The sequence below is a fragment of the Janthinobacterium sp. J1-1 genome (assembly GCF_030944405.1).
Taxonomy (GTDB): Bacteria; Pseudomonadota; Gammaproteobacteria; order Burkholderiales; family Burkholderiaceae_D; genus Janthinobacterium.
Genome location: NZ_CP132339.1, coordinates 6,506,316 through 6,529,695, shown reverse-complemented (window position 1 = coordinate 6,529,695; position 23,380 = coordinate 6,506,316). Strand labels below are relative to the sequence as shown.

Below are 23,380 nucleotides of genomic sequence, written 5' to 3'. Positions count from 1 at the left end.
GTGGCTAAAGTGCGTACTTTGTCGCCGGGCTTGCCTGCGCACGGCAGGGGATGCGGTAAAATTGGGCCGCTGCACAGTTTGCCCGGCACTGCCTGGCAGTGTGCGTGCTCTCACGGACGATGGTAAGGGAGGCTCAGTCCGGATGCAAGTGCAAGGCTGACGCCAGCAGCATGGCAAGCCCCAGGAAACCAGGCGATTTTGCCATTATTTGACGCCAGGCCAGTTTATTAGCTTATTGATGCAAAAATCGCCAGAAGCAAGCCCGACAGAACATATGCCGCTGGCCCTGCGCTGGCGGCGGCTGCGTGCCGCCTGGCGCATGGCCAACCTGGCCACCCACCATGCGCTCGGTTTTGCCGTCAAGGCGGTGGTGCTGGCGTATTTCGCGTTTGCCATCCTGTTCCTGTTCCTGCGCTACGCCATCCTGCCGAATATCGATTATTACAAAGGTGATATCGAACAGGCCGCCAGCCGCGCGCTGGGCAATCCCGTCAGCATCGCCCGCGTATATGCCTCCTGGCATGGCTTGCGGCCCAATCTGTTCCTCGGCGACGTCACCCTGCGCGACCAGGCGGGCCGGCCGGCCTTGAGCGTGCCCAGTATTTCGGCCACCGTGTCGTGGTGGAGCGTGCTCGGTTCGGTGCGTTTCGAACGGCTGGAAATCACGCGCCCGGACCTGGATGTGCGGCGCAGCAAGGATGGCGCCCTGTATGTGGCCGGTGTGCTGGTGGATAACAAGGCGCAAGGCGATGGCAAGGGCGCCGACTGGCTGCTGTCGCAGCATGACGTGATCATCCGCGACGGCCGCGTGCGCTGGACGGACGAGCTGCGCGGCACGCCCGAACTGGCGCTCGGGCAGGTCAACCTGCTGCTGCGCAACCGCTGGCGCAGCCACCGCCTGGGATTGCAGGCCACGCCGCCGGTCAGCCTGGCCGCGCCCGTCGATGTGCGCGCCCACTTCACCCATCCCGCCTTCAGCACGCGCATTTCCGATGTGTCGATGTGGAAGGGCGAACTGTACGCCGACCTGAAGAATGCCGACCTGGCCGCCTGGCGCGCCTATCTCGACTACCCGTTCGAACTGAGCCAGGGCAAGGGCGCCTTGCGCGCCTGGTTCAATCTCGACCATGCGCGCCTGGCCGGCTTCACGGCCGATGCCAGCCTGACCGATGTGCAAGCCCGGCTGGGCAAGGACATTCCCGCGTTCGACCTGTTGAGCGTCAGCGGGCGTGTATCGGCCAAGGAGACCTTGTCGGCCTCGGCGCCGGACGGCAAGCCGACGTTTGGCGCCAACGGCCACCAGGTGGAACTGGCCAATTTTGCGCTGGAAACGCGCGACGGCCTGAGCCTGCCACCGACCACCTTGTCCGAACGCTATGTGGCCGCCACCAAACGCCAGCCGGCACAGACGCAGATCACGGCCAAGGCCCTGGATTTGCAGACCCTGGCCGCGCTGGCCGAAAAATTGCCCTTGAGCGTGGCGCAGCGCGCCCAGCTGGCGGCACTGGCGCCGCGCGGCCGCCTGCAGGATTTTTCGGCCGAGTGGCAGGGCGATGTCGCCAGCGCCAGCAGCTATCGGCTGCGCGGCCGCCTGCTGGGACTGGGGCTGAACGCCCAGCCGGCGCGCCTGGCGATGGAAAAAACCGCCAGCAGCCCCGCACAGGCGGCGGCGCCCGCGATTCCCGGCTTTGAGAATCTGAGCGGCAGCATCGACGCCAGCGAGCAGGGCGGCCAGATCGAGATCGACGCGCAGGACTTGTTGCTGCAGTTTCCTTCTTATCTGCCGGAGCCGGTCTTGCCGTTCGAACAATTCCAGATGAAGGCGCGCTGGGCCTTCGAAGCGGACAATATGCTGCAGGTGGACCTGGCGCAGCTGGCGTTCAACCAGCAAGGTTTGCGCGCCAACCTGCGCGGCACGCACCGCATGCCGCTCGACGGCAAGAACCTGGGCCAGGTCGACCTGACCGGCACCCTGGACAATTTTGAAATCAACACCATCGGCCGCTACCTGCCGCTGCAGACACCGGAGCACCTGCGCCACTGGCTGACCGGCGCGCTCGAAGGCGGCGTGGCGCGCGACGTCACCTTGCGTTTGCGCGGCGAACTGGAACACTTTCCGTTCAAGGCCGATACGCCCGCCCAGCGCAAGCAGGGCGAGTTCCGCGTGGCCGGCAAGATCGACAATGGCACGCTCAATTATGCGCCCGGTGAATTTGCCGAAAGCGGCCCGCTGGCAGGCAAGGCGCCGCTGTGGCCGCAAGCGGAAAAGATCAAGGGCAGTTTTGTGTTCGAGCGCGCGCGCATGGAAATTCGCGGCGACACGGCCACCACCGGCGGCGTGGCGCTGGCCAACGTGAAAGCCGTGATACCCGACCTGACCGTCTTTGACACCCTGCTCGATATCGAAGGCAATGCGGCTGGCCCGATGCAGGAATTCCTCAAATACGTCAGCGCCAGCCCGGTGCTGGCCTGGATCGACCATTTTACCGACGAGACCACGGCCACCGGCAATGCGAAGCTGGCGTTGAAACTTCACCTGCCGATCGAGCGCATGCTGGAAGCGAAAGTGCAGGGCGGCCTGCAACTGGCCGGCAACGACGTGGTGCTGTTCAACGACCTGCCGCCGGTGCTGGGCGCGCAGGGCAAGATCGAGTTCAATGAAAAAGGCGTCAACCTGAATGGCCTGAACGGCAACCTGCTCGGCGGGCCGCTGGCCATCTCGGGCGGCACCCAGCCCGACAACTCGATCCAGGTCAAGATAGGCGGCGCCATGACGATCGACGGCTTGCGCAAAACCTACCCCGCGCCGGTGCTGCAGCGGCTGGCAAAACACCTGAATGGCGGCGCCCGTTACAGCGGCCTGATCACGGCGCGCGACCATCAGCTGGTGGTCAGCGTCGACAGCAGCCTGGCGGGCCTGGGCCTGGACTTCCCGGCGCCCTTGAAAAAGCCGGCCGCCGACAGCATGCCCGTGAAATTCACCTTGAGCGCGAATGCCGCCAATGCGGCCGGCTTGCGCACCGACGAGATCCGCATCGCATTGGGGACCGGCCTGGCCGCGCGCTACCAGCGCCAGAAGCAGGGCAAGGAACCATGGCGATTGGTGCACGGCGGCATCGGCGTGAATACGCCAGCGCCCGAACCGGACACCGGCATGATGCTCAATGTGAACCTGAAGACGTTTGATGTCGACAGCTGGATCGCCGCCGGCAGCGCGATTGCCGGCAGCGGCGCTGCGCCGGCCGACGCCGCAGCCGATGACGACGCGCCCGATATCGCCCAGTATGTGGTGCCCGACATGATGGCCGCGCGCGCCGGCGAACTGATGCTGGGCGAGCGCAAGCTGGAAAACGTCGTGGTCGGCGCCACCCATCAGAAAGACGTATGGCAGGCCAATATCGACGCCAAGCAGGTGTCGGGCTACGTCACCTGGCTGGAAACGCCGTCGGGCCTGGGCAAGATGACGGCCCGGCTGTCGTCGCTGATCATTCCCGAGTCGGCCGCGAATGACGTGAAAAGCCTGCTCGAAGGTAAAAGCAGCGCGCAATCGATTCCTTCGCTCGATATCGTTGCCGAGCGTTTCGAGTTATTCAACAAGCAGATCGGCCGGCTGGAATTGCAGGCCTATAACACCATGGCCGCCAGCGGGCGCGAGTGGCGGGTCGGCAAGCTGCTGCTGGCCAATGCCGATGGCGCCCTCAGCGGCAACGGCAAATGGGTGGTCAAGGATGGGCAAAGCACCACCAGCTTGCGCTTCGGCCTCGATATCGTCGATGCAGGCAAGCTGCTCGACCGTTTCGGCTTTGCCGACACCGTGCGCCGCGGCAAGGGCAAACTGAGTGGCGACATCGCCTGGAACGGCTTGCCGTATTCGCTCGACATTCCCACCCTGTCGGGCCAGATCGAGATGAACGTGGAATCGGGCCAGTTCCTCAAGCAGGATCCGGGCGCGGCCAAGCTGTTGGGCGTGCTCAGCCTGCAAGCCTTGCCGCGTTTGCTGAAACTCGATTTCCACGATGTGTTTTCGGAAGGGCTGGCGTTTGACGGCATCACGGCCAACGCCAGCATCAAGCGCGGCGTGGTGACCACCGACAACCTCAAAATGCATGGCGTGGCGGCCACCGTGCTGATGGACGGCACGGCCGATATCGCCAACGAAACCACCAATCTGCACGTGGTGGTGATCCCCGAATTCAACCTGGGCACGGGGCCGCTGGTGTATGCGCTGGCGGTCAATCCGGTGATCGGCATCGGCAGCTTCCTGGCGCAATTGTTCCTGCGCGCGCCCGTGATGAAGGCGCTGACCTATCATATGCAGATCGCCGGACCGTGGAAGTCGCCCGTGGTGACCAAGCTCGATAGTGGTAAATTGGAGCCCACCATCACGCTGCCGGCGTCCGTGCCGGCCGCGGCGCAATAGACCAGGCAATAGTCGAACACAGGGGATATCGATGCACACAGTCGCCGCAATACAGATGATTTCCACGCCGTCCATCACGGAAAACCTGGCCACCGCCAGGCGCCTGGTGGCGCAGGCGGCCAGCGAAGGCGCGATGCTGGTGGTGCTGCCCGAGTACTGGGCCATCATGGGCCAGCATGAAACGGACAAGCTGGGCCACGCCGAGCAGCCCGGCAGCGGCCCTATCCAGGACGGCATGGCGCAGATGGCGCGCGAGCACGGCATATGGCTGATCGGCGGCACCTTGCCCCTGGCGTCGCCCGAGGCTGGCAAGGTCCTCAACACCACCCTGGTGTACGACCCGCAAGGCGCGCCGGCCGGCCGCTATGACAAGATCCACCTGTTCGGTTTTACCCGTGGCGCAGAGTCCTACAATGAATCGCGCACCATCGTCGCCGGCGCCCAGGTGCGCAGCGTCGATACGCCCTTGGGCAGGGTCGGCCTGTCGATCTGCTACGACCTGCGCTTTCCCGAGCTGTACCGGGCGCTGGGCGACTGCGCCCTGATCGTGGTGCCGGCCGCATTTACCCACACCACCGGTCGCGCCCACTGGGAAGTGCTGTTGCGCGCGCGGGCCATCGAAAACCAGTGTTACGTGCTGGCTTCGGCCCAGGGCGGCGTGCATCCGAACGGCCGCCGCACCTGGGGCCACAGCATGCTGATCGACCCCTGGGGCGAAGTCAAGGCGGTGCTGGACGAAGGCGAAGGCGTGGTGAGCGGACAGATCGATCCGGTATTTTTGGCCGGCGTGCGCGAATCGCTGCCCGCGCTGGCACACCGCACCATGTAATCTTGTTGGAGAGTCAAACCATGATCCCATTCGAACCGAATCTGTCCAGCCTGGCCGTGGCGCGCGACATTCTGCTGACGCCGTTCGGCCTCGACGAAGACAAGCTGCTCAAGGCGCTGGGCACGATGTTCACCCATAAGGTCGATTACGCCGACCTGTATTTCCAGTCGACCCGCAGCGAAGGCTGGAGCCTGGAAGAAGGCATCGTCAAGACCGGCAGTTTTTCCATCGACCAGGGTGTCGGCGTGCGCGCCGTGTCGGGCGACAAGACGGCGTTTTCGTATTCCGACGAGATCTCCGAAAAGGCCCTGCTGGAAGCGGCCGCCGCCACGCGCACGATCGCAAGAGTCGGCACCGGCAAGATCAAGATTGCCGGCAGCATGCAGCCGCAGGGCGGCCGTTCCCTGTACCTGCCCAGCGATCCGCTGGCCTCGCTGGACGCCACCGCCAAGGTGCAGCTACTGGAACGCGTGGAAAAGATGGCGCGCGCAAAAGATCCGCGCGTGGTGCAGGTGATGGCGGGCCTGGCCGGCGAATACGACGTGGTCCTGGTGCTGCGCAGCGACGGCGTGCTGGCGGCCGACATACGCCCGCTGGTGCGCGTGTCGCTGACCGTGATCGCCGAGCAGAACGGCCGCCGCGAAACCGGTTCGGCCGGCGGCGGCGGGCGCTACAGCTATGATTATTTTACCGACGCCGTGCTGGAACAATATGCGGCCGACGCCGTCAGCTCGGCCCTGGTCAACCTGGAGGCGCGCCCCGCGCCGGCCGGTCCGATGACCATCGTGCTGGGGCCGGGCTGGCCCGGCATCCTGCTGCACGAAGCGATCGGCCATGGCCTGGAAGGCGACTTCAACCGCAAGGGATCGTCCGCGTTTGCCGGCTGCATCGGCGAACGGGTGGCGGCCAAAGGCGTGACGGTGGTCGACGACGGCACCTTGCAAGGCCGGCGCGGCTCGCTCAATATCGACGACGAGGGCAATCCCACGCAGTGCACCACCCTGATCGAAGACGGCATCCTCAAGGGCTATATCCAGGACACCATGAACGCGCGCCTGATGAAGATGCCGGTGACGGGCAACGCGCGCCGCGAATCGTTCGCCCACCTGCCGATGCCGCGCATGACCAACACCTATATGCTCGGTGGCGACAAGGACCCGGGCGAGATCCTGGCGTCCGTGAAAAACGGGCTGTATGCCGTCAACTTCGGCGGCGGCCAGGTCGACATCACGAATGGCAAATTCGTTTTTTCGGCCAGCGAAGCGTACATGATCGAAAACGGCAAGCTCAGCTACCCGGTCAAGGGCGCGACCCTGATCGGCAACGGTCCCGACGTGCTGAACCGTGTCTCGATGATCGGCAACGACATGCGCCTGGACTCGGGCGTGGGCGTGTGTGGCAAGGAGGGGCAAAGCGTGCCGGTGGGGGTGGGGCAGCCGACGTTGAGGCTTGATGGCATTACGGTCGGTGGCACGGCTTGACATGCAACCGAGGTCGGCATGCCCGGGGTGAACCTGAATGCCGTCAAGTGACGCTGGCCGGCGCATTGAAAGGCGCAAGGCGTAAAAACGGCGGGCCGGGGAGACGCGGGCCTGAGAAAATGCCGATGGCGGCGTTGCAGCTCCTCGCCGTACATGCGTACTGTCTTCGTCACTGCGCCTTGCCCTCGACATTTTTCAGGTCCGCTTGGCCCGGTGAGCCTGTGTCGGCGACCGAGCCGGATTTCTGCTGCTTGGGGTAAGCAAGCTGATCAGAATTTATACTTCAACCCCGCACTGATAAACCTCCCCGCCGCACCGGCATAATCGAGCGGGTTGTAGCCTGTCGCGCCATAGGTCAGCGGATCGAGCGGTGCGACCTTGTCGAACAGGTTCTGCACCGAGGCAAACACTTCCAGCTGCGGCGTGGCCAGCCAGCGGCCCGTCAGGTCCACCGTGGTGAACGAGGCGATGCGGCAGCCGCCGGGCGCATCCGACCCGTCGGCGTAGTGGGTGGCGCAGCCGTCGGGGTCGTTCTTGAACAGCACGTTGTCCAGCGGCGCGCGGTAGTTGACGTTGGCCGAGACGCGCCAGTTGCGGCGTTCCCAGGTGGCGCCCAGGTTGACCCGGTCGTCCGGCGTGCCCATGCAGTTCGAGACGTCGCAGTTGCCGTGCGTGCCGGCGAAATCGCGCTCGGTGCCGTCGCGCTCGATGCGCAGCCATTTGAACAGATGGGTCCATTTCACATCGAAGGTCAGGTTGCCCATGTCGCCGTCCAGGGTAAAGCGCTGGCGGCCGTCGATATCGATGCCGCGCACCTTGGTTTGCGCCGAATTGACATAGCTGGCCAGCACGGCCGTGATCGCGCCCGGGTCGCCGGGGATGCCGGTGGCGGTGGATGGATCGCGCGCCACGTTGCCGGCGGCAATCGCGGCATCGGTCTGCTCCTGGTTGATTTCGTTCTTGCGGCGGATCTGCCAGAAATCGACCGACACGCTGGTACGCGGCAGCGGGTCCCATACGGCGCCGAGCGAGTAGCTGCGCGAGCGCTCCGGCGCCAGGTTCGGATTGGGCGAGGTGATCACGGCGATCGAGGCCGGATCGCACGCCACTTCCACCCCCAGCGCGCAGCGCACCGGGTCGGCGGCGGTGGAAAACGCGGCCAGGCCGCCGACGCCGTTTTCGGCCGCGTTGGGCGCGCGGAAACCCTTGGCAAACGTGCCGCGCAGCGCCAACTGGCGCACCGGCGTCCATTTCGCGCCGACCTTGGGCGTCCAGGAATTGCCGATGCTGGAGAAATGGTCGGCGCGCATGGCGGCCGACAGTTCCAGGTTGGCCAGCACCGGCGCCAGCACTTCCGCATACACGGCCGAGGCCCGGCGGCTGCCCCGGTAGGCGGAATAACCGAGGCCGATGATATTGCCGCGGTCGGTGCCGGCGGTCGGCTCCAGCCGCGTCGATTCATAGCGGAATTCCGCCCCCACCGCCACGCCCAGGTCGCCGCCGGACAGTTTGGCCATGGAACGGCTGGCCTTGAAGTCGAGCTGCGCGATGCGCGTGCGGGCGTCGTTTGAGATGGTGGGCGACAGCGCCCCGTACAGGTCGGCTGAATTGAGGCCGGCGTTTTCCGCGATGCGCCACACGCTGCCCGGTGGCAGGGCGGCATAGCGGGGGTTCAGGCTGGCGGCCGCCACATTGGCCGCGCTGGGATTGAGCAGGGCAAACGCCACGTCGCGCTGCAGGTAGCCGCTGCGGTCATTGGACACCTTGTTTTCCGAGTACAGCAGCGCGCTGTCGATATCCCAGCCGGCGGCCGTGCCCTTGATGCCGGCCACGAAGCGGGAAAACGTCGATTCGATGTCCGACACGCGCGGCCCGACGTCGGCGGCCAAGTAGCGCAGGCGCGCCACGCTGCCGAAATACGGGTTGTCGGGGTGGGCGGCGCCCAGCGCCACGGCCGCATTGCTGACGGGGCCGCCCGGATAGCCGACCGAGCCGCTGATGGTCGATGGCGTGGTGGTCGAGGTCGATTCGCTGTGATACACGTTCAGTTCGGCATAGGTTTGCAGGGCCGGCGTCAGCTGCCAGGCGCCGCGGCCGAAGAAGTTGATGTTCTTCTGCTTGGGCTGGATCTGGCCGTATTGCTGGGCCGCATCCGTCAGGCAGCCACCGCCCGGATCGCCCTGCGGATGGCTGGTGAAATTGCCGCAGGCGGCACCGGGAAAGGTGCGTGTAAAACCGGCGCCGGCCAGGTTGCCGCGGTTGTAGTAGTCGAGCGTGGCGGGATTGCGCACATTGCCGTTGACGGCGCTGCCGGCCGCGTTGTTGGTGGTGATGGCGCCGGCGCCGCTCAGGGATTCCTGGGCGCTGAAGCCCAGGTCGCGCAAGTCGCTGCGGCCGACGGCGCCGCGCCCGGCGCGGTCGCGGTGCCAGATGGCGGCTTTTTCGCTGTATTCGAGGTTCAGCAGCACGTTGTAGCGGTCGGTGTCGAGGTCGCCAAAACCATGGGTGATGGCGGCGCGCGCATCGCGCCCGTCCCAGTCTTTCGTCTTGCCATAGTTGCCGCGCACGGTGGTGCCCTGGAAGTCGCGCCGCAGGATCACGTTGACCACGCCGGCGATCGCGTCCGAACCATAGATGGCCGAGGCGCCGTCCTTGAGGATTTCCACCCGTTCGACCGCCTCGAGCGGGATGATGTTCAGGTCGGCGAACACCTTCTGGCCATCGTCGGCCAGGCCATATGGCGCCACCCGGCGGCCGTTGAGCAGCACCAGGGTTGACGAGGTGCCCAGGCCGCGCAGGGAAATGCCAGAAGCACCCGAGGCAAAGCCGCCGCCAAAGGTGGTGGGCACCGAACCCTGGTTGTCGACGGCCAGCGTTTGCAGCAATTCGGCGACGCTGGACTTGCCCGATTTTTCAATATCGGCCGCGTTCAGGGTTTGTACCGGCGAGGCCGTTTCCGCCTCGGCGCGGCGGATGTTGGAACCGGTGATTTCAACCCTGGCGATCGGCGCCGCGGTTGGCGCATCTTGCGCCAGCGCCGGCAGAATGGGCAGCAGCGGCAGCGCCAGCAGGGCGCTGGCCAGGGCCAGGCCCAGAGGTGGTGGTGGAAAGGAAAGCGGACGTGCGGATAGACTGTGGATCATGCTGGTCTCCGAAAAAGGTCGGACGGAAAAAACCGTCGATGCGCCTTGAGTTTCGGTGGCGCGGCCTGTCCCGGATTCGATCTGCATCAGTTGTACGCCGCTTGACCTGTGCATATCGCGCGGCATGTGGTGCCCGGGCCACGACGGCCACAACCGTAGCCCCAAAAGAAAATGCCCGCAAGGCAAGACCTTGCGGGCATGACAGTACATCAGCAGATCATCAGAACTTGTACGAAGCCTTTACGTACAGGGTACGGCCCAGCGGGTCGGTGTAGCGCGGATCGTAGCCGGTCTGGAACACCGTGCCCTGGTTGGTGAACGGCGGGTTCTTGTCGAACAGGTTTTTCACGCCGACCGTGATATCGGTGTTTTTCCAGCCCGAATACGCGCCCGACAGCGAGAAGGTGGAATACGCTTTCACGTTCTGTTCATAGCCGGCGTCGACATAGTTCTGGTCGCGGTAGCCGCTCATGTATTTGTTCGACAGGTTGGCGCTCCACTTGCCCAGCGCCCACGTCAGCGAGGCGTTGTGCTTCCAGCGGAACACGGGGTTGTTGTCGGCATACACGCCCACGTTTTCGATATACTCGCCGCCCGTTTCGTTCTGGTACTTGTAGCTGTGCACCCAGCTGCCGTCGAACTGGAAGGTGAAGTTGCCGTAGCTGCTCTTCGGCAGGCGCCAGGTGAAACTGGTGTCGATGCCCGAGGTATGGACTTCACCCAGGTTATCGAGCACGGCGTTGACATACTGCAGCGTCTTGCCGTCCGCCGAATACACGAACGCCGACTGGTATTTCTCGTAGTTGTCGAACAGCGTCTGTTCGGCCACGGTGCCGATCTTGTCGCGGATTTTGATATTGAAATAGTCGAGCGACATGGTGACCGAACTGACCGGTTCGAACACGATGCCGGCGCTGAAGGTCTTCGATTTTTCCGGCTTCAGGTTGGCATTGCCGCCGCTGCGGATGTATTGCTGCTGGCCGCAGGCCACGTTCGGATTGGCGCCGGCCACGGCCGTGCCGCCCGGGCACAGCACCGGATCGTCATACGAGTTGCCGGTGAAGGTGGAGGTGGCCGGGCCGTGCAGGTCATACAGCGTCGGCGCGCGGAAACCCGTGTTGTACGAGGTGCGCAGCAATACCTGCTTGCTTGGCTGCCAGCGCAGGCCCACCTTCGGATTGAAGCTGCCGCCGACGTCGTTGTAGTGGTCGTAGCGGGCCGCCAGCGACAGCTCCAGGTCCTTGTGCAGCGGCGCGCTCAGTTCCGAATACACGGCGGCGATATTGCGCGAACCGGCCTGGTCCTGCGCATCGGCATAGCCCGAGCTTTGCGCCTGCGAGGCCAGCGCGCGGTTGACCTTGTACTCGGCCTCGTCATGGCGGAACTCGGTGCCGACGGCAAAGCCGACCGCGCCGGCCGGCAACTGGTAGATTTCGCGACTGACCTTGGCATCGACGCCGGTGCTGGTCATCTTCGCGCCCAGGTATTGCCCGTGCAGCTGGGCCGCGTCGAGGTAGGCCGCGCCGGCCGCGGATCGCTCGCCGAACGGGTTCAAGGTGCCGTCCAGCACGCCGGCTTTCACCAGGCTGTCATTGGTATAGCCGTTGACAAAGGCGCTGGCCGCCTTGCTGATCGAATAGGTCAGGCCCACGTTGTAATCCCAGCCGCCTATCAGGCCTTCTGACGCCAGTACCAGGCGGTCCGAGGTGCTGGTGTCGAAACCGGTGCGCTTGCCGGCCGCCACGGTGCGCCAGTTGAGGGTCAGGTCTTCGCCGGCCAGGCCGGCCACGCCCGGCACATTGCCGTTGCCCGGGTAATACGGGCTGGCCGAGGTCATGCTGATGCCGGTCAAGGGCGACGGCGCGATGCTGCTGGTGCTGGTGCTGCGCGAGTGCAGGTACTCGACGGTGGCGATATTGTCGGGGCTCAGCTTGAAGGTGGCCTTGCCCAGCAGGGATTCCTGTTTGGTTTCGGGTATGTCGTCGATATACTTGACGGTATCGGTGCGGCAGGTGCCGCTGGCGGTGGTGATCAGGCCGGTGCCGGGGCAGTTGGATGCCGCGTACGGGTTGCCGGTCAGGCCGTTGTCGGAATAGAAGTTGGCCGGCTGCGAGGTGCCGCTGCTGTTGTCCACGCCACGGCTCGGAATCACGCTGGTGCTGGAAAACGCGCGCGAGGTGGCCGCCAGCGATGTTTGCTTGTGCACATCGGCGACGCCAAAGAAATTGTAGCCGTCGGTGGCCAGGTTGCCGAAGCCGCCCGACAGGTTGATGCGCGACTCCTCGCCGCCGCCACTCCTGGTCGGCGCATAGTGTTCGACGCTGACTGTAGCGCCCTGCACCGAGCGCTTGGTGATGAAGTTGATCACGCCGCCGATGGCATCGGTGCCATAGATGGCCGAAGCGCCGTCGCGCAGCACTTCGACCCGGTCCAGCGCCGACAGGGGGATGATGTTCAGGTCGACGGCGGCGCCATTGAACGGATGGCTGGCGATGCGCCGGCCATTGAGCAGCACCAGCGTCTTGTCGCTGCCAAGGCCGCGCAGGTCGGCGCTCGACATGCCGCCCGTGCCCGATCCCACCGACTGGCTGCTGCCGGTCGAACTCTGGTTCATCGGGATCGTGTTCATCACTTCCTGCGCGGTGGTCAAGCCTTGCTTGATGAAGTCTTCCGCCTTGATCGAGGTGATCGGCAGCGCCGTCTGCGATGACAGCCGCTTGATGCTGGAACCCGTCACTTCCACTTTCTGCATCTCGCCGTCGGCATCGCCGACCAGGGCTTGCGCCTGGACGGCATGCGCGCCCAGCGCCAGCGAACCGGCGAACATGAGGCGCAGGGATCGGGACAACACGCTTTCTATCATCATGGCTAACACTCCTGAGGTAATTCTTGAGTTTGATTGTTCGGCTAGGCGGATACGTCGCCGATGCGATGTGCTGGCCATCCTCCTGGGATAGCGAGCGCAGCCATCAAAACATGTGAAAAGTGACGCAGCAATGACCAGAAAATCAAGTGTGAAAACGAACAACAGTCGCCAAACATCACAGCTGTAAAGAAGGGTTCGTGCACCATGGCCCGTGGACGGCAGAGTGCCAGGACCCTGCCGGATGGCTGGCGCTGGCGGCATGCGGTGTGCAGGGGAACTTCAGTATGTGAAATGCAACGCTTACATTTGGACACAGTTTGCGTGGTTTTCTGCCTGGCGACAGTGGCGGGCGGCGATGTAAAGTTAGGTAAGGAGGGGGCAGGGCGCGCAACTTTTTGCGGTTTTCTTCCCACTTTGCCGCCTGAAACGACAGCCAACCGCGGCTTTGCCGACAAATATGCTTGCCAAGCTTTGCAGAATGGGTTTATAGTCGTTCATCACTTACGGATGACTCGCATGTTCGCTCGCCACTTTTTTACCGCCTATTTTTACTTTAGCAATTCCAACCCAAAGGCGGTGGAGTAGCGGTCGGTTCACGTAGCAGCAAAAAACGAGATCCCAGCAAATTCTAAAAAACCGCCACTGATGGCGGTTTTTTTTTACCCAGATGTTTTACCCCTGTTCAAATTTTGGAGAAAATAATGCCCCGCACCGATGATTTGCGTATTCGCGAAATGAAGGAATTGACTCCGCCGTCCCACCTGATCCGCGAATTTGCCTGCTCGGAAGCTGCCGCCCAGACGGCAGCCGATTCCCGCGTGGCCCTGCACCGCATCCTGCATGGCCAGGACGACCGCCTGATGGTGGTGATCGGCCCTTGCTCGATCCACGACACGAAAGCGGCGATGGAATATGCGCGCCTGCTGGTCAAGGAACGCGCCCGCTTTGCCGGCGAGCTGGAAATCGTGATGCGCGTGTATTTCGAAAAACCGCGCACCACGGTCGGCTGGAAGGGGCTGATCAACGACCCGTACATGGACAACAGCTTCCGCATCAACGACGGCCTGCGCATGGCGCGCGAGCTGCTGCGCGACATCAATGAACTGGGCCTGCCGGCCGGCACGGAATTTTTGGACGTGATCAGCCCGCAATATATCGCCGACCTGATCAGCTGGGGCGCGATCGGCGCGCGCACCACCGAGTCGCAGGTGCACCGCGAACTGGCGTCGGGGCTGTCCTGTCCGGTCGGCTTCAAGAATGGCACTGACGGCAATGTCAAAATCGCCGTGGAAGCCATCAAGGCCGCCTCGCAGCCGCACCATTTCCTGTCGGTCACCAAGGGCGGCCACTCGGCCATCGTCTCGACCAACGGCAATGAAGACTGCCATATCATCCTGCGCGGCGGCAAGCTGCCCAATTACGACGCGGCCAGCGTGGAAGAAGCCTGCAAGGCGATCGCCGCGCAGGGCCTGGCGTCGCGGTTGATGATCGACGCCTCGCATGCGAACAGCTCGAAAAAACCGGAAAACCAGGTGCCCGTCTGTGCCGACATCGCCGCGCAGGTGGCCGGCGGCGACGACCGCATCGTCGGCGTGATGGTCGAATCGCACCTGGTGGCGGGGCGCCAGGACCTGGTGCCTGGCAAGGAACTGGTGTATGGCCAGTCCGTGACCGACGGCTGCATCGACTGGAGCGCCAGCGTGGCGGTGCTGGAAAACCTGGCCGCCGCCGTCAAGCGGCGCCGCTTGCAGGGCGACAAGGAATAAGCGCTTTACGTTCAATATGAAAAAAGCCCGGAAAGCGTGAAGCTTTCCGGGCTTTTCAGTTTTCAGCGTAAAGAATGCTTAGAACTTGTAGGAACCGCTCAGGTAGAACTGGCGGCCCAGGGCGCTCGAGTACGCCGGGTTGTAGCCCACCTGGTGCGAGCCGGTATTGCGCAGCGTGAACGGCGGATTGCGGTCGAACATGTTCAGGATGCCGGCCGTGATTTCCACGTTGCTCATCGGGCGGTACGCGCTTTGCAGGTCGAACGTCGTGTAGCTCGGCACTTCCAGCTGCACGCCGTAGCAGGCGCCTGGCTGGCCGGCGACGATCACGGCGCAATCGTCCGCGCTCTGATTGACGTCGGTGTAGCCGTTGCGGTAGCTGGCGCTCAGGGTGTGCGTAAACTTCGCGGTTTCATACGAGGTCGTGGCCTTGATGATATTGCGGAAGCTGACCTTGTCGTTCGAACCGTAACGGTTCAAGCTGGTTTCCCATTGATCGTCGGTACCTGGCGTGGTGTAGCGCGAACGCAGCAGGTAGGTGCCCGACAGGCGGCTGGTCAGGCGGCCGTCCAGCAGCTTCATCTTGTGCGTGAAGTCGTAATCGATGCCGCGGTTTTCCACTTTGCCGATATTAATTGGCAGCAGCTTGATGGCCAGTACGTCCAGGCCGGTCGAGCTGATGTGCTTGGTGGTGAACAGCGAAGCGTACTTGGCGGGATCGGCAAAGATCAGGCCTTCCGAGACGGCGGTCACCTGGTCGCGGATCTCGACGTTCCACAGGTCGAACGACATCGACAGGCTGTCGAATGGCTCGAATACGGTGCCGATGCTCCACTGTTTCGATTTTTCCGGTTTCAGGTCGGGATTGCCGCCCTGGAAGGCTTCGAACTGTTGACGACCGACATTGTTGCAATAGCCGGCCAGCGGGTGGCCGGCCATGCCGTTGGCTGCCGTCAGCGGGCATTGGTAGTTACCACCGGTAACGCCCCAGTCTTCCAGCGGTCCGGCGATTTCCTGCATGCTGGCGGCGCGGAAGCCGGTGCCGGCGGCGGCGCGGAACATCAGGTTCCTGGTGGCCGAGTATTTGCCGCTGATCTTCCAGGTGGCTGCATCTTCGGTCTTGCCAACCTTGTTGCCGGTCAGCTTGTTGTCGACGGCGCTGATCTGGTCGTAACGGACCGAACCGGTCAGTTCCAGTTTCTTGGTGACAGGCATCATCAGCTCGGCATAGGCGCCGGCATTGTCGCGCGAGTAGTCGCTGTCGACTTGCGGATTGTCGAACAGGATCTGTGCTTCACGGGCGACGTCGGCCTGGCGCACCTTGTACGAGGTGTTGCGGTAGTCGGCGCCCACGCCCAGCATGGCGGTACCGCCTGGCAGCTTGAATACATCGCGCGACGCGCGGCCGTCGATGCCCTTCATTTCCACGGTTTGCGTGCTGTAGGTGCCGCTGAAGCCGGTGCCCAGCAGTGCCTGGCGCATGGCGTCGGGCATGCTGCCCACCGGGTAGGCGAACGGATCGATATTGCCGGCGTCGATCTGCGCGTTGAACTGGTCGGCCAGTGGGAAGCCGCTGACGTATTTCTGCGTCTGCTTGTTTTTCGAGTAGGTCACGGCGGTGTTGATATCCCAGCCGAAAGCGCTGCCTTCCACGCCACCGACCAGGTGGGTGGCCTTGGTGCCGTAGTCATACACGCGGTTGCCCATTTCCGACAAGCGGTAGGTGGCAACGCCGCTAACGGCATTGGCCAGCTGCGTCGGGGTCAGTTGCGGCGCCAGATACTTGCTGAACAGCGGAGAAGTCGGGGAGATCGAGAAGTCAGCCGGGTAAGGGGCAATGCTCGACACGATTTTCGCTTCCGTGTAGGCCAGGTCGTAGAAACCCTGCCAGCCGGTTTTGCCCAGCTTCATGGAGCCGGAACTGAAGAGCGAATCGCGTTTCGATTCCGGATTGATCTCGATGGTTCCCGGCGAGTCGAAATAGCAATTGCCGTTGCCGTAGAAGTCCATATTGCTGGGTGCACACTTGCCGCCATTGGCCAGTGCATACGGGTTGGCCAGGTTGACGCTGTCGACAAAGGGTTTGCTGGTCTCCGGATTGATCACCAGATTGCCGTTTGCATCGGTACGGTTGTAGTTCACGCTGGCATTGGCCGGGGCCGAACGCGAGGAACCATTGATGAATTGCAGCGCCTGACCGGTCTTCGGATCGTTGAAGTTGATGATGCCGCTGCGCGCGAAGCTGCGCTGCGATGCTTTCAGCGCCTTCTGTTCGTCATGGCTGGCCGACACGAAAATGCTGTAGCCATCATCGTCGATATCGCCAAAGCCCTTGCTGATCGAGAACGAGTTGCTGGCGCCGCCTTTTTCTTCAGGACGCGAGTACTTGGCGTTCAGTTCCAGTGGCGCTGCGCCTTTTTTCAGGATGAAGTTGATCACGCCGGCAATCGCGTCGGCGCCGTACAGGGCCGAGGCGCCGTCGGTCAGCACTTCGACGCGTTCGATGGCGGCCAGGGGAATCGAGTTCAGGTCGATAGTGGTGCCCGAGTTGGCAGGCGCCAGGCGGCGGCCGTTCAGCAGCACCAGGGTGTAAGCCGAACCGATATCGTGCAGCGAGGCCGTGGTCACGCCACCGCCGCCGCCGCCGACCGAATCGGCCGCCACGGAAAAGCCCTGCATGGCCGGGATTTGCTGGATGAAATCGGTGACGGTGGTCACGCCCGATTTCTTGATGTCTTTCTGATTGAACGACTGCACCGGCAGCGACGCTTCGGAAGCGATGCGCTTGATGCTGGAACCGGTGACTTCCACGCGCTGCATCGGCGCTTCTGTTGTTTCTTGCGCATACGCGGCGTGCATGCCGAGGGCAAGACTACCGGCAAACATGACGCGCAGCGAACGCGCGATTACATTTTCGACCATGATTTGAAATTCCTTGTTTTTGTAATAGACACGGCAATTATCTTGAGATAACTTGTTGTCTTATGATAATTAATTTGCTGATATCCAAATTGGCCAATGAAAATTCGGAATATTTTCAGGCCCGTCATCAGAGCATTCATGGTTTGAATTGTCAATTTCGGCTCTTATCTTTGGACGAAATGCAACATTATTTTGTTAGTTTTACATTGCTTCAGTAATAAACTATCGCGTGCTCTTGTCAGGCGTGTAAAGGAGCGTAAAATAAAACGGCGCTCAGCATCGCTGCTGGCACCGTTCCAACCATCTCGCTTGCCACCCGCTGCTACCCCTGCCGCCGCCCCCCCCCCTTAAAACGTATAGCTGCCGCGCAAGTACCAGGCGCGGCCGACCGGGTCCGTGTAGCGCGGGTCATAGCCTTTCTGGAACAGCGTGCCCTGGTTCGAGAATGGCGGTTCGCGGTCGAACAGGTTTTTCACGCCGGCCGTCAGCAGCCAGCCCTGGCGCGCATAACTGCCCGATACATTGATCAGGCTGTATGACGACACGTCGTGCCGGTACGCCGCGTCGACACTGTTCTGGTCGGTATAGCCGGACTTGTACGCTTGCGACAGCGTGGCGCCCCAAGCACCGAGGCGCCAGTTGAGGGTGGCCGTGTGTTTCCAGCGAAACACCGGGTTATTGTCCGCATAGCGCCCCACGTTGTTGATGAACTCGCCGTCGCGTTCGTTCTGGTAATCGTAGCGGTGGATCCAGGTGCCGTCGAACGAGGCGCCGAGCTCGCCATACGCGCCACGCCACAGGCGGGCGTTGGCACTGACATCGACGCCGTCCGTTTTGACTTTGCCCAGGTTGTCGTTCAGGTCGAGGATGGCGTTCGGCGAGCCGTCCGGGTTGCGCAGGAACAGCGCCTTGTATTTTTCATAGTTGCCGAAGATCGCCTGTTCGGGCAATGAGGCAATCTTGTCCTTCAGGTGGATATTCCAGTAGTCCAGCGCGACGGTGACCTCGCGCAGCGGTTCGAGCACGATGCCGAAGGCAAAGGTTTTGGACTTCTCTGGCCGCAGGTTTTCATTGCCGCCTTGCAGCTTGTACTGCTGCAGGTCGCAGTCGCGCAGCGGATTGGCGCCCGGCTGCGGCACGCCGCCCGGACACAGGATCGGGTCGTCATAGCTGTCGTTGGTATCGTTGCGCGACGGCGGCGCATTTTTCTCGAACAGGGTCGGCGCGCGAAACCCCGTGCTGGCCGAGCCGCGCAGCACCAGCTTGTCGCTGGCCTGGTAGCGCAGGCCGATTTTCGGATTGGTGGTGCTGCCGACGTCGCTGTAGTGGTCGAAGCGCGCCGCCAGCTGTACTTCCAGGTCTTTGACCAACGGCAGGTTCAGTTCGCCGAACACAGCTTCGATATCGCGCTCGCCGTTTTTCGAGAGCGAGCCGGACAGCCCCGAACTGCTGGCCTGGCCGGCGATATCGCGGTTGACATTGAACTGCGCCTTTTCGCGGCGCAACTCCGCACCCAGCGCCAGGGCCAGCGGCCCGCCCGCCAGCTGCATCAGCTCGCGGCTGGCTTTCAGGTCGATGCCGGTGGTGGTGACCTTGGCGTTCTGCACTTCGCCGCGCAAGGCCGTGCTGGCCAGGTAATCCTTGCCAGCGGCATTCTGTTCGCCGAAGGGATTCAAAATGCCGCTCAGCACGCCGGCGGCAAACGAGGCGTCCTGCACATAGCCGCCCGTAAAGTCTTCCGAGGACTTGCTGACCGCGCGCACCAGCGCGCCCTGGTAATCCCAGCCGGCCAGCTCGCCTTCCAGTGCCAGCACCAGGCGGTCGGCCTTGCCGTGCGAGTCGATCTGGCGCTGGCCCGCTTCCACCGGGCGCCAGTTGACGCTCAGCGGCTGGCCCGACAAACCGGCCTGGGCCGGCACGCCGCCCGCATTGCCCGGATACCAGGGGCTGCTGGCCGGCAGTATCAAGCCGATTTGCGGTGGCGGCGCCGTGCGCGCCTTGACCTTGTTCTCCGAATGCAGATATTCAAAGGTGGCCAGGTGGCCGCCACCGAGCTTCACGCTGCCCTTGCCGAACAGGGCCAGTTGCCGCTGCGCCGGCAGGTCGTCGATCTGGCGCGTGTAATCCTGGCGGCAGGTGCCATTGGCGGCGGCGACCGACAGCGGCGGCCGGCAGCCGCTGGCCGCGTAGGGATTGCCGGCCAGGCCGGCGCCGCCGTTGGCGGCCGCATCAAAATAATTGCCGGGAAAGGTGGTGCCGCTGGTGACCGACAGGCCGCGGCCGGGAATGATGCCGGTGCTGGAAAAGGCGCGGTCCTGGGACGTGAGCACGTCCTGCTTGTGATAATCGATCACGCCGAACAGGTTGTAGCCATCGGTATCGAGCTGGCCGATGCCGGAGGACAGGTTGAGGCGCTGTTCGTCCGCGCCGCGGTGCTGGGGTGCGACGGCTTCGGCCGTGATATTGGTGGTGTTGACCGAGCGCTTGGTAATGAAGTTGATCACGCCGCCGATGGCGTCGGTGCCGTAGATGGCCGAGGCGCCGTCGCGCAGCACCTCGACCCGTTCCAGCGCGGCGATCGGAATGATGTTCAGGTCGACGCTGGCGCCGTCATACGGATGGTTGGCGATGCGCCGGCCATTGAGCAGCACCAGGGTCTTGTCGCCGCCCAGGCCGCGCAAGTCGGCGCTGGCCTGGCCGCCCGTGGGCAGGCCGCTGGTATTGCCGCCGACGGCGTTGCCGCTGCCCATGCTCGACGCATTCGAGGGGATTTTACCGAGCACTTCCTGCGCCGTGGACAAGCCCTGCCGGGCGAAATCCTCGGCCCGGAAGATGGATAAAGGGGTGGCCGTTTCCGACACCAGCCGCTTGATCGAGGAGCCCGTCACTTCCACCCGCTGCATGGCGGGTGCGGTGGTTTCCTCGGCCGATTGCGCCAGCGCGGCCTGGCTGCTTGCCGCCAGCATGGCCGTGCAGAGCAGGCGTAAAGCGGGCGAGGGGATGTTCTTGCATGTCATGCGAGTCTCCTGTTGCGGGTTGTCGGCCGGATGGCCAAAGCTGACTTTTAACAGCCGCGACAACAGGAGGTTTTGCGTTAACGCAATAAAAAAGGCGGTGATCGCTCACCGCCTTGCAGGCTTCTTACTGATGTGTCAGCTTAGTTGAAGGTGTAGCTGGCGCCCAGTTTGAAGTAGCGGCCAATCGCACCGCTGGCGTCCATCGGGTTGTAGCTCATGCCGCCATACGTCAGCGGGTCGAGCGGCGCGATCTTGTCGGTCACGTTGTTGATCGATGCGTACAGTTGCACGTGCTTGCTGACGTTCCAGCGCGTCGACAGGTCGAGCGTGGTGAACGAGGCCAGTTTGCAACCATTCGGTGCATCGGCGCCGCTGGCCAGGTGCGAAGCGCACAGGTCGCCGGAGAACAAGGTGTTTTTCATCTCCGAACGGTAGTTGACGACGCCACTGAGATTCCAGTTGCCGATGTCCCACGAACCGGTCAGGTTGATCTTGTTTTTCGGCGTGCCGGCGCAGTTCGACGTGTCGCAGTTGCCGTGCGTGCCGGCGTACTGATAGCGTACCGTGTCCGACTCGGCGCGTACCCACGAAGCGACATGGGTCCAGGTCAGGCCGAACATGGCGCGGCCGTAGTCGCCCAGGCGCACGCGCTGCTTGATGTCGAGGTCGACGCCCTTGATTTCCGTGAAGCTGGAATTGCGGTACGGCGCCTTGGTGATCAACAGGGTACCCGTGCCAGGCACGACGACACCGTTGATGGTCAGGTTGTTGTCGGCGCGAATCGCGGTCGGCAGGGCGGCGGCCTGGTTGTACGGCAGCGGGTTGATCTCGTTTTCACGCTTGATCTTCCAGCCGTCCAGCGACAGGCTGGTGCCATCGAACGGATCCCAGACCAGGCCCAGGGTGTAACCCTTCGATTGTTCCGGTTTCAGGCCAGGGTCGCCGATCTTCACGGCGGCCACCGAAGCGGCGCAGTCGGTCGAGGTCGCGCCGGCCAGCGGCGTGCCGTTCGGGCAGCGGATCGGGTCACGCACGGTCGAGGTGCCGGTCGATTGCGAGTCGGCATTGCTCTCTGCCGGACCTGGCGCACGGAAACCTTCCGAATAGGTGCCGCGCAAGGCGAAGGTTTTCAGCGGGGTCCACTTGGCGCCCAGTTTCGGCGTGGTCGACGAGAAACGGTCATATTTGTCGTAACGCACGGCGCCCGACAGTTCCACCGTCTTGATCACCGGTGCCAGTACTTCCAGGTACACGGCCGAGACCTTGCTGTCGCCCTTGGCCGCCACATAGCTGGAGTTGATCTGGCCGGTTGCGGTGCCGGACAGCGATGGATTGTCCAGCTTGTCGCGGCGGTGCTCGGCGCCGACCGCCAGGCCCATGGCGCCACCTGGCAGCTGCATCAGTTCGCGCGTGGCCTTGAAGTCGATGATGTCGAGCTTGGTGGTCGAGTCCGAGGTGGCATTCGTCACCATCGCCGCGTACAGCGAGGCAGGGTTCTTGCCGGCCTGCGCGCCGATGTAGTAAGGGAAGTACGGGCTGTTCGGATTGCCCAGCGCATCCTTGACGACCGCCATGTTCAGCATGTTGCTGTAATCGAGGTGCAGCTTCGATTCCGAGTGCGTGTAGCCGGCGTCATAGTCCCAGCCGGCGGCCGTGCCCTTGATGCCCAGCACGATGCGGTTGAACTCGTTGTTGGCCGTGCGCGTGCTCGGGCCGACGTCGAAAGCCGCATAGCGCACGCGTACCGGCACGCCGTACGGGTTCTGCGGATGGTTGGCGGCCAGCACGATGGTGGTGCCGGCGCCCGAACCGTAGTTGATCACGCCGTTCGGATTCGAGGCGTTGGGCGGGAAGGCGATGGTCGGCGTGATCGACGGTGGCGTCAGGGTGAATGCCGTGTCGCGCTTCGAGTAGCCCGCTTCCGCATAGACCTGGGTATCGGCATTGACCTGCCAGGTGCCGCGGGTGTACAGGTTGATCGATTCGATCTTCGGCTGCATCGAACGGAACTGGTCCTGATGCCACAGGCAGCCGCCATTCGGGTCTTGCGGCGTGGAGTTCGACAGGGTCGAGCAGCCAGGCAGGGACACGTAGTTCAGCGTGTTCGGATCGCGGATCGAGCCGGCCGGGCTGGCGGCGGCGTTGTTGTTGCCGCTGATATAGCCGGAGGCGAACTGGGTGCCGATCGGGTAGCCGTAGGCGCGCAAGTCACCCTTGCCGATCCATTTGCGGTCGGCGCGGTCGCTGTTCATCAGCTTGTCCGACTTGCTGTATTCGGCGTTGAAGACGAAGTTGTATTTGTCGTTTTCCAGGTCGCCTTTGCCGAAGGTCATCGAGGCGCGGTGCTGCTGGGCATCACTGTCGCCGGAAATGCCGGTGTCCGCTTTCAGGGCGACGCCCTGGAAATCCTTGCGCAGGATGATGTTGACCACGCCGGCGATCGCGTCGGCGCCATAGGTCGACGAGGCGCCGTCTTTCAGGATCTCAATCCGTTCGACGATCTGCATCGGCACGGTGGACAGGTCGGTAAAGCTTTTCTGGCCATCATCGGCACGCGCGAACGGCGCCATGCGGCGTCCGTTCAACAGCACCAGGGTCGAGGTGGCGCCCAGGCCGCGCAGCGAAATCGCCGTCGAGCCTGCGGCAAAACCATTGCCGAAACCGGTAGGCAGGGAGCCGGCGCCGTCGGCGGTCAGCGTTTGCAGGTATTCGGCCACGGTGGCCTTGCCTGATTTCATCAAGTCGTCACGGCTGATCACTTGCACGGGCGAGGCCGTCTCTGCCGTCGCCCGCTTGATGCTGGAGCCGGTCACTTCGACACGCTGGACGTTCGCGTCCTGTGCCATTGCTGGTGCCATCAGGCCCAGGCTGACCGCTGCCACGCTGCCTGAGCAGATCAGGCGTACCGAGCGGGACATCACTGTTTCCATCATCAT

The 23,380-nt window shown here is 63.4% G+C and carries 10 protein-coding genes; 5 read left to right on the top strand and 5 right to left on the bottom strand.

What is annotated here, in order from left to right:
* The first annotated feature begins 238 nt into the window (after positions 1–238).
* Genes Q8L25_RS29780 through tldD form a run of 3 tightly spaced genes read left to right on the top strand, consistent with a single transcriptional unit; the run spans position 239 to position 6,730 of the window.
* Positions 239–4,420, top strand: a complete 4,182-nt coding sequence (locus Q8L25_RS29780) for a YhdP family protein (RefSeq protein WP_308922827.1) — start codon at positions 239–241, stop codon at positions 4,418–4,420.
* 31 nt (positions 4,421–4,451) lie between these two features.
* The gene (locus Q8L25_RS29775) at positions 4,452–5,249 is read left to right on the top strand and encodes a carbon-nitrogen hydrolase family protein (RefSeq protein WP_308922826.1); all 798 of its coding nucleotides are present in this window, start codon (positions 4,452–4,454) and stop codon (positions 5,247–5,249) included.
* Between the two features lie 20 nt (positions 5,250–5,269).
* A complete protein-coding gene (tldD, locus tag Q8L25_RS29770; RefSeq protein ID WP_308922825.1) occupies positions 5,270–6,730 on the top strand; it encodes a metalloprotease TldD in 1,461 nt (486 codons plus the stop codon).
* A 269-nt stretch (positions 6,731–6,999) separates the two neighbouring features.
* Here the strand turns inward: tldD and Q8L25_RS29765 are convergent, their stop codons facing one another.
* Positions 7,000–9,873, bottom strand: coding sequence for a TonB-dependent receptor (locus Q8L25_RS29765; protein WP_308922824.1), 2,874 nt, complete (start codon positions 9,871–9,873; stop codon positions 7,000–7,002).
* 220 nt (positions 9,874–10,093) lie between these two features.
* Positions 10,094–12,739 (bottom strand): TonB-dependent receptor, encoded by a 2,646-nt coding sequence (locus tag Q8L25_RS29760; RefSeq protein WP_308922823.1) that lies wholly within the window; start codon positions 12,737–12,739, stop codon positions 10,094–10,096.
* Positions 12,740–13,030: 291 nt separating this feature from the next.
* Between Q8L25_RS29760 and Q8L25_RS29755 the strand changes: the two genes are divergently transcribed.
* Positions 13,031–13,324, top strand: coding sequence for a hypothetical protein (locus Q8L25_RS29755; RefSeq protein ID WP_308922822.1), 294 nt, complete (start codon positions 13,031–13,033; stop codon positions 13,322–13,324).
* 116 nt (positions 13,325–13,440) lie between these two features.
* A complete protein-coding gene (gene aroG / locus Q8L25_RS29750; RefSeq protein ID WP_308922821.1) occupies positions 13,441–14,505 on the top strand; it encodes a 3-deoxy-7-phosphoheptulonate synthase AroG in 1,065 nt (354 codons plus the stop codon).
* Positions 14,506–14,583: 78 nt separating this feature from the next.
* Here the strand turns inward: aroG and Q8L25_RS29745 are convergent, their stop codons facing one another.
* The 3 genes from Q8L25_RS29745 to Q8L25_RS29735 form a co-directional block, all read right to left on the bottom strand.
* The gene (locus tag Q8L25_RS29745) at positions 14,584–17,427 is read right to left on the bottom strand and encodes a TonB-dependent receptor (RefSeq protein ID WP_308922820.1); all 2,844 of its coding nucleotides are present in this window, start codon (positions 17,425–17,427) and stop codon (positions 14,584–14,586) included.
* A 347-nt stretch (positions 17,428–17,774) separates the two neighbouring features.
* The gene (locus tag Q8L25_RS29740) at positions 17,775–20,444 is read right to left on the bottom strand and encodes a TonB-dependent receptor (protein WP_308922819.1); all 2,670 of its coding nucleotides are present in this window, start codon (positions 20,442–20,444) and stop codon (positions 17,775–17,777) included.
* A 140-nt stretch (positions 20,445–20,584) separates the two neighbouring features.
* On the bottom strand, positions 20,585–23,380 hold the full coding sequence (locus Q8L25_RS29735) for a TonB-dependent receptor (protein ID WP_308922818.1): 2,796 nt from the start codon (positions 23,378–23,380) through the stop codon (positions 20,585–20,587).

What these genes read in the sequence shown, in the direction of transcription:
- Q8L25_RS29780 (WP_308922827.1), top strand. Translation starts at nt 239, where the DNA reads ATGCAAAAATCGCCAGAAGCAAGCCCGACAGAACATATGCCGCTGGCC.
- Q8L25_RS29775 (WP_308922826.1), top strand. Translation starts at nt 4,452, where the DNA reads ATGCACACAGTCGCCGCAATACAGATGATTTCCACGCCGTCCATCACG.
- tldD (WP_308922825.1), top strand. Translation starts at nt 5,270, where the DNA reads ATGATCCCATTCGAACCGAATCTGTCCAGCCTGGCCGTGGCGCGCGAC.
- Q8L25_RS29765 (WP_308922824.1), bottom strand. Translation starts at nt 9,873, where the DNA reads ATGATCCACAGTCTATCCGCACGTCCGCTTTCCTTTCCACCACCACCT.
- Q8L25_RS29760 (WP_308922823.1), bottom strand. Translation starts at nt 12,739, where the DNA reads ATGATGATAGAAAGCGTGTTGTCCCGATCCCTGCGCCTCATGTTCGCC.
- Q8L25_RS29755 (WP_308922822.1), top strand. Translation starts at nt 13,031, where the DNA reads ATGCAACGCTTACATTTGGACACAGTTTGCGTGGTTTTCTGCCTGGCG.
- aroG (WP_308922821.1), top strand. Translation starts at nt 13,441, where the DNA reads ATGCCCCGCACCGATGATTTGCGTATTCGCGAAATGAAGGAATTGACT.
- Q8L25_RS29745 (WP_308922820.1), bottom strand. Translation starts at nt 17,427, where the DNA reads ATGGTCGAAAATGTAATCGCGCGTTCGCTGCGCGTCATGTTTGCCGGT.
- Q8L25_RS29740 (WP_308922819.1), bottom strand. Translation starts at nt 20,444, where the DNA reads ATGACATGCAAGAACATCCCCTCGCCCGCTTTACGCCTGCTCTGCACG.
- Q8L25_RS29735 (WP_308922818.1), bottom strand. Translation starts at nt 23,380, where the DNA reads ATGATGATGGAAACAGTGATGTCCCGCTCGGTACGCCTGATCTGCTCA.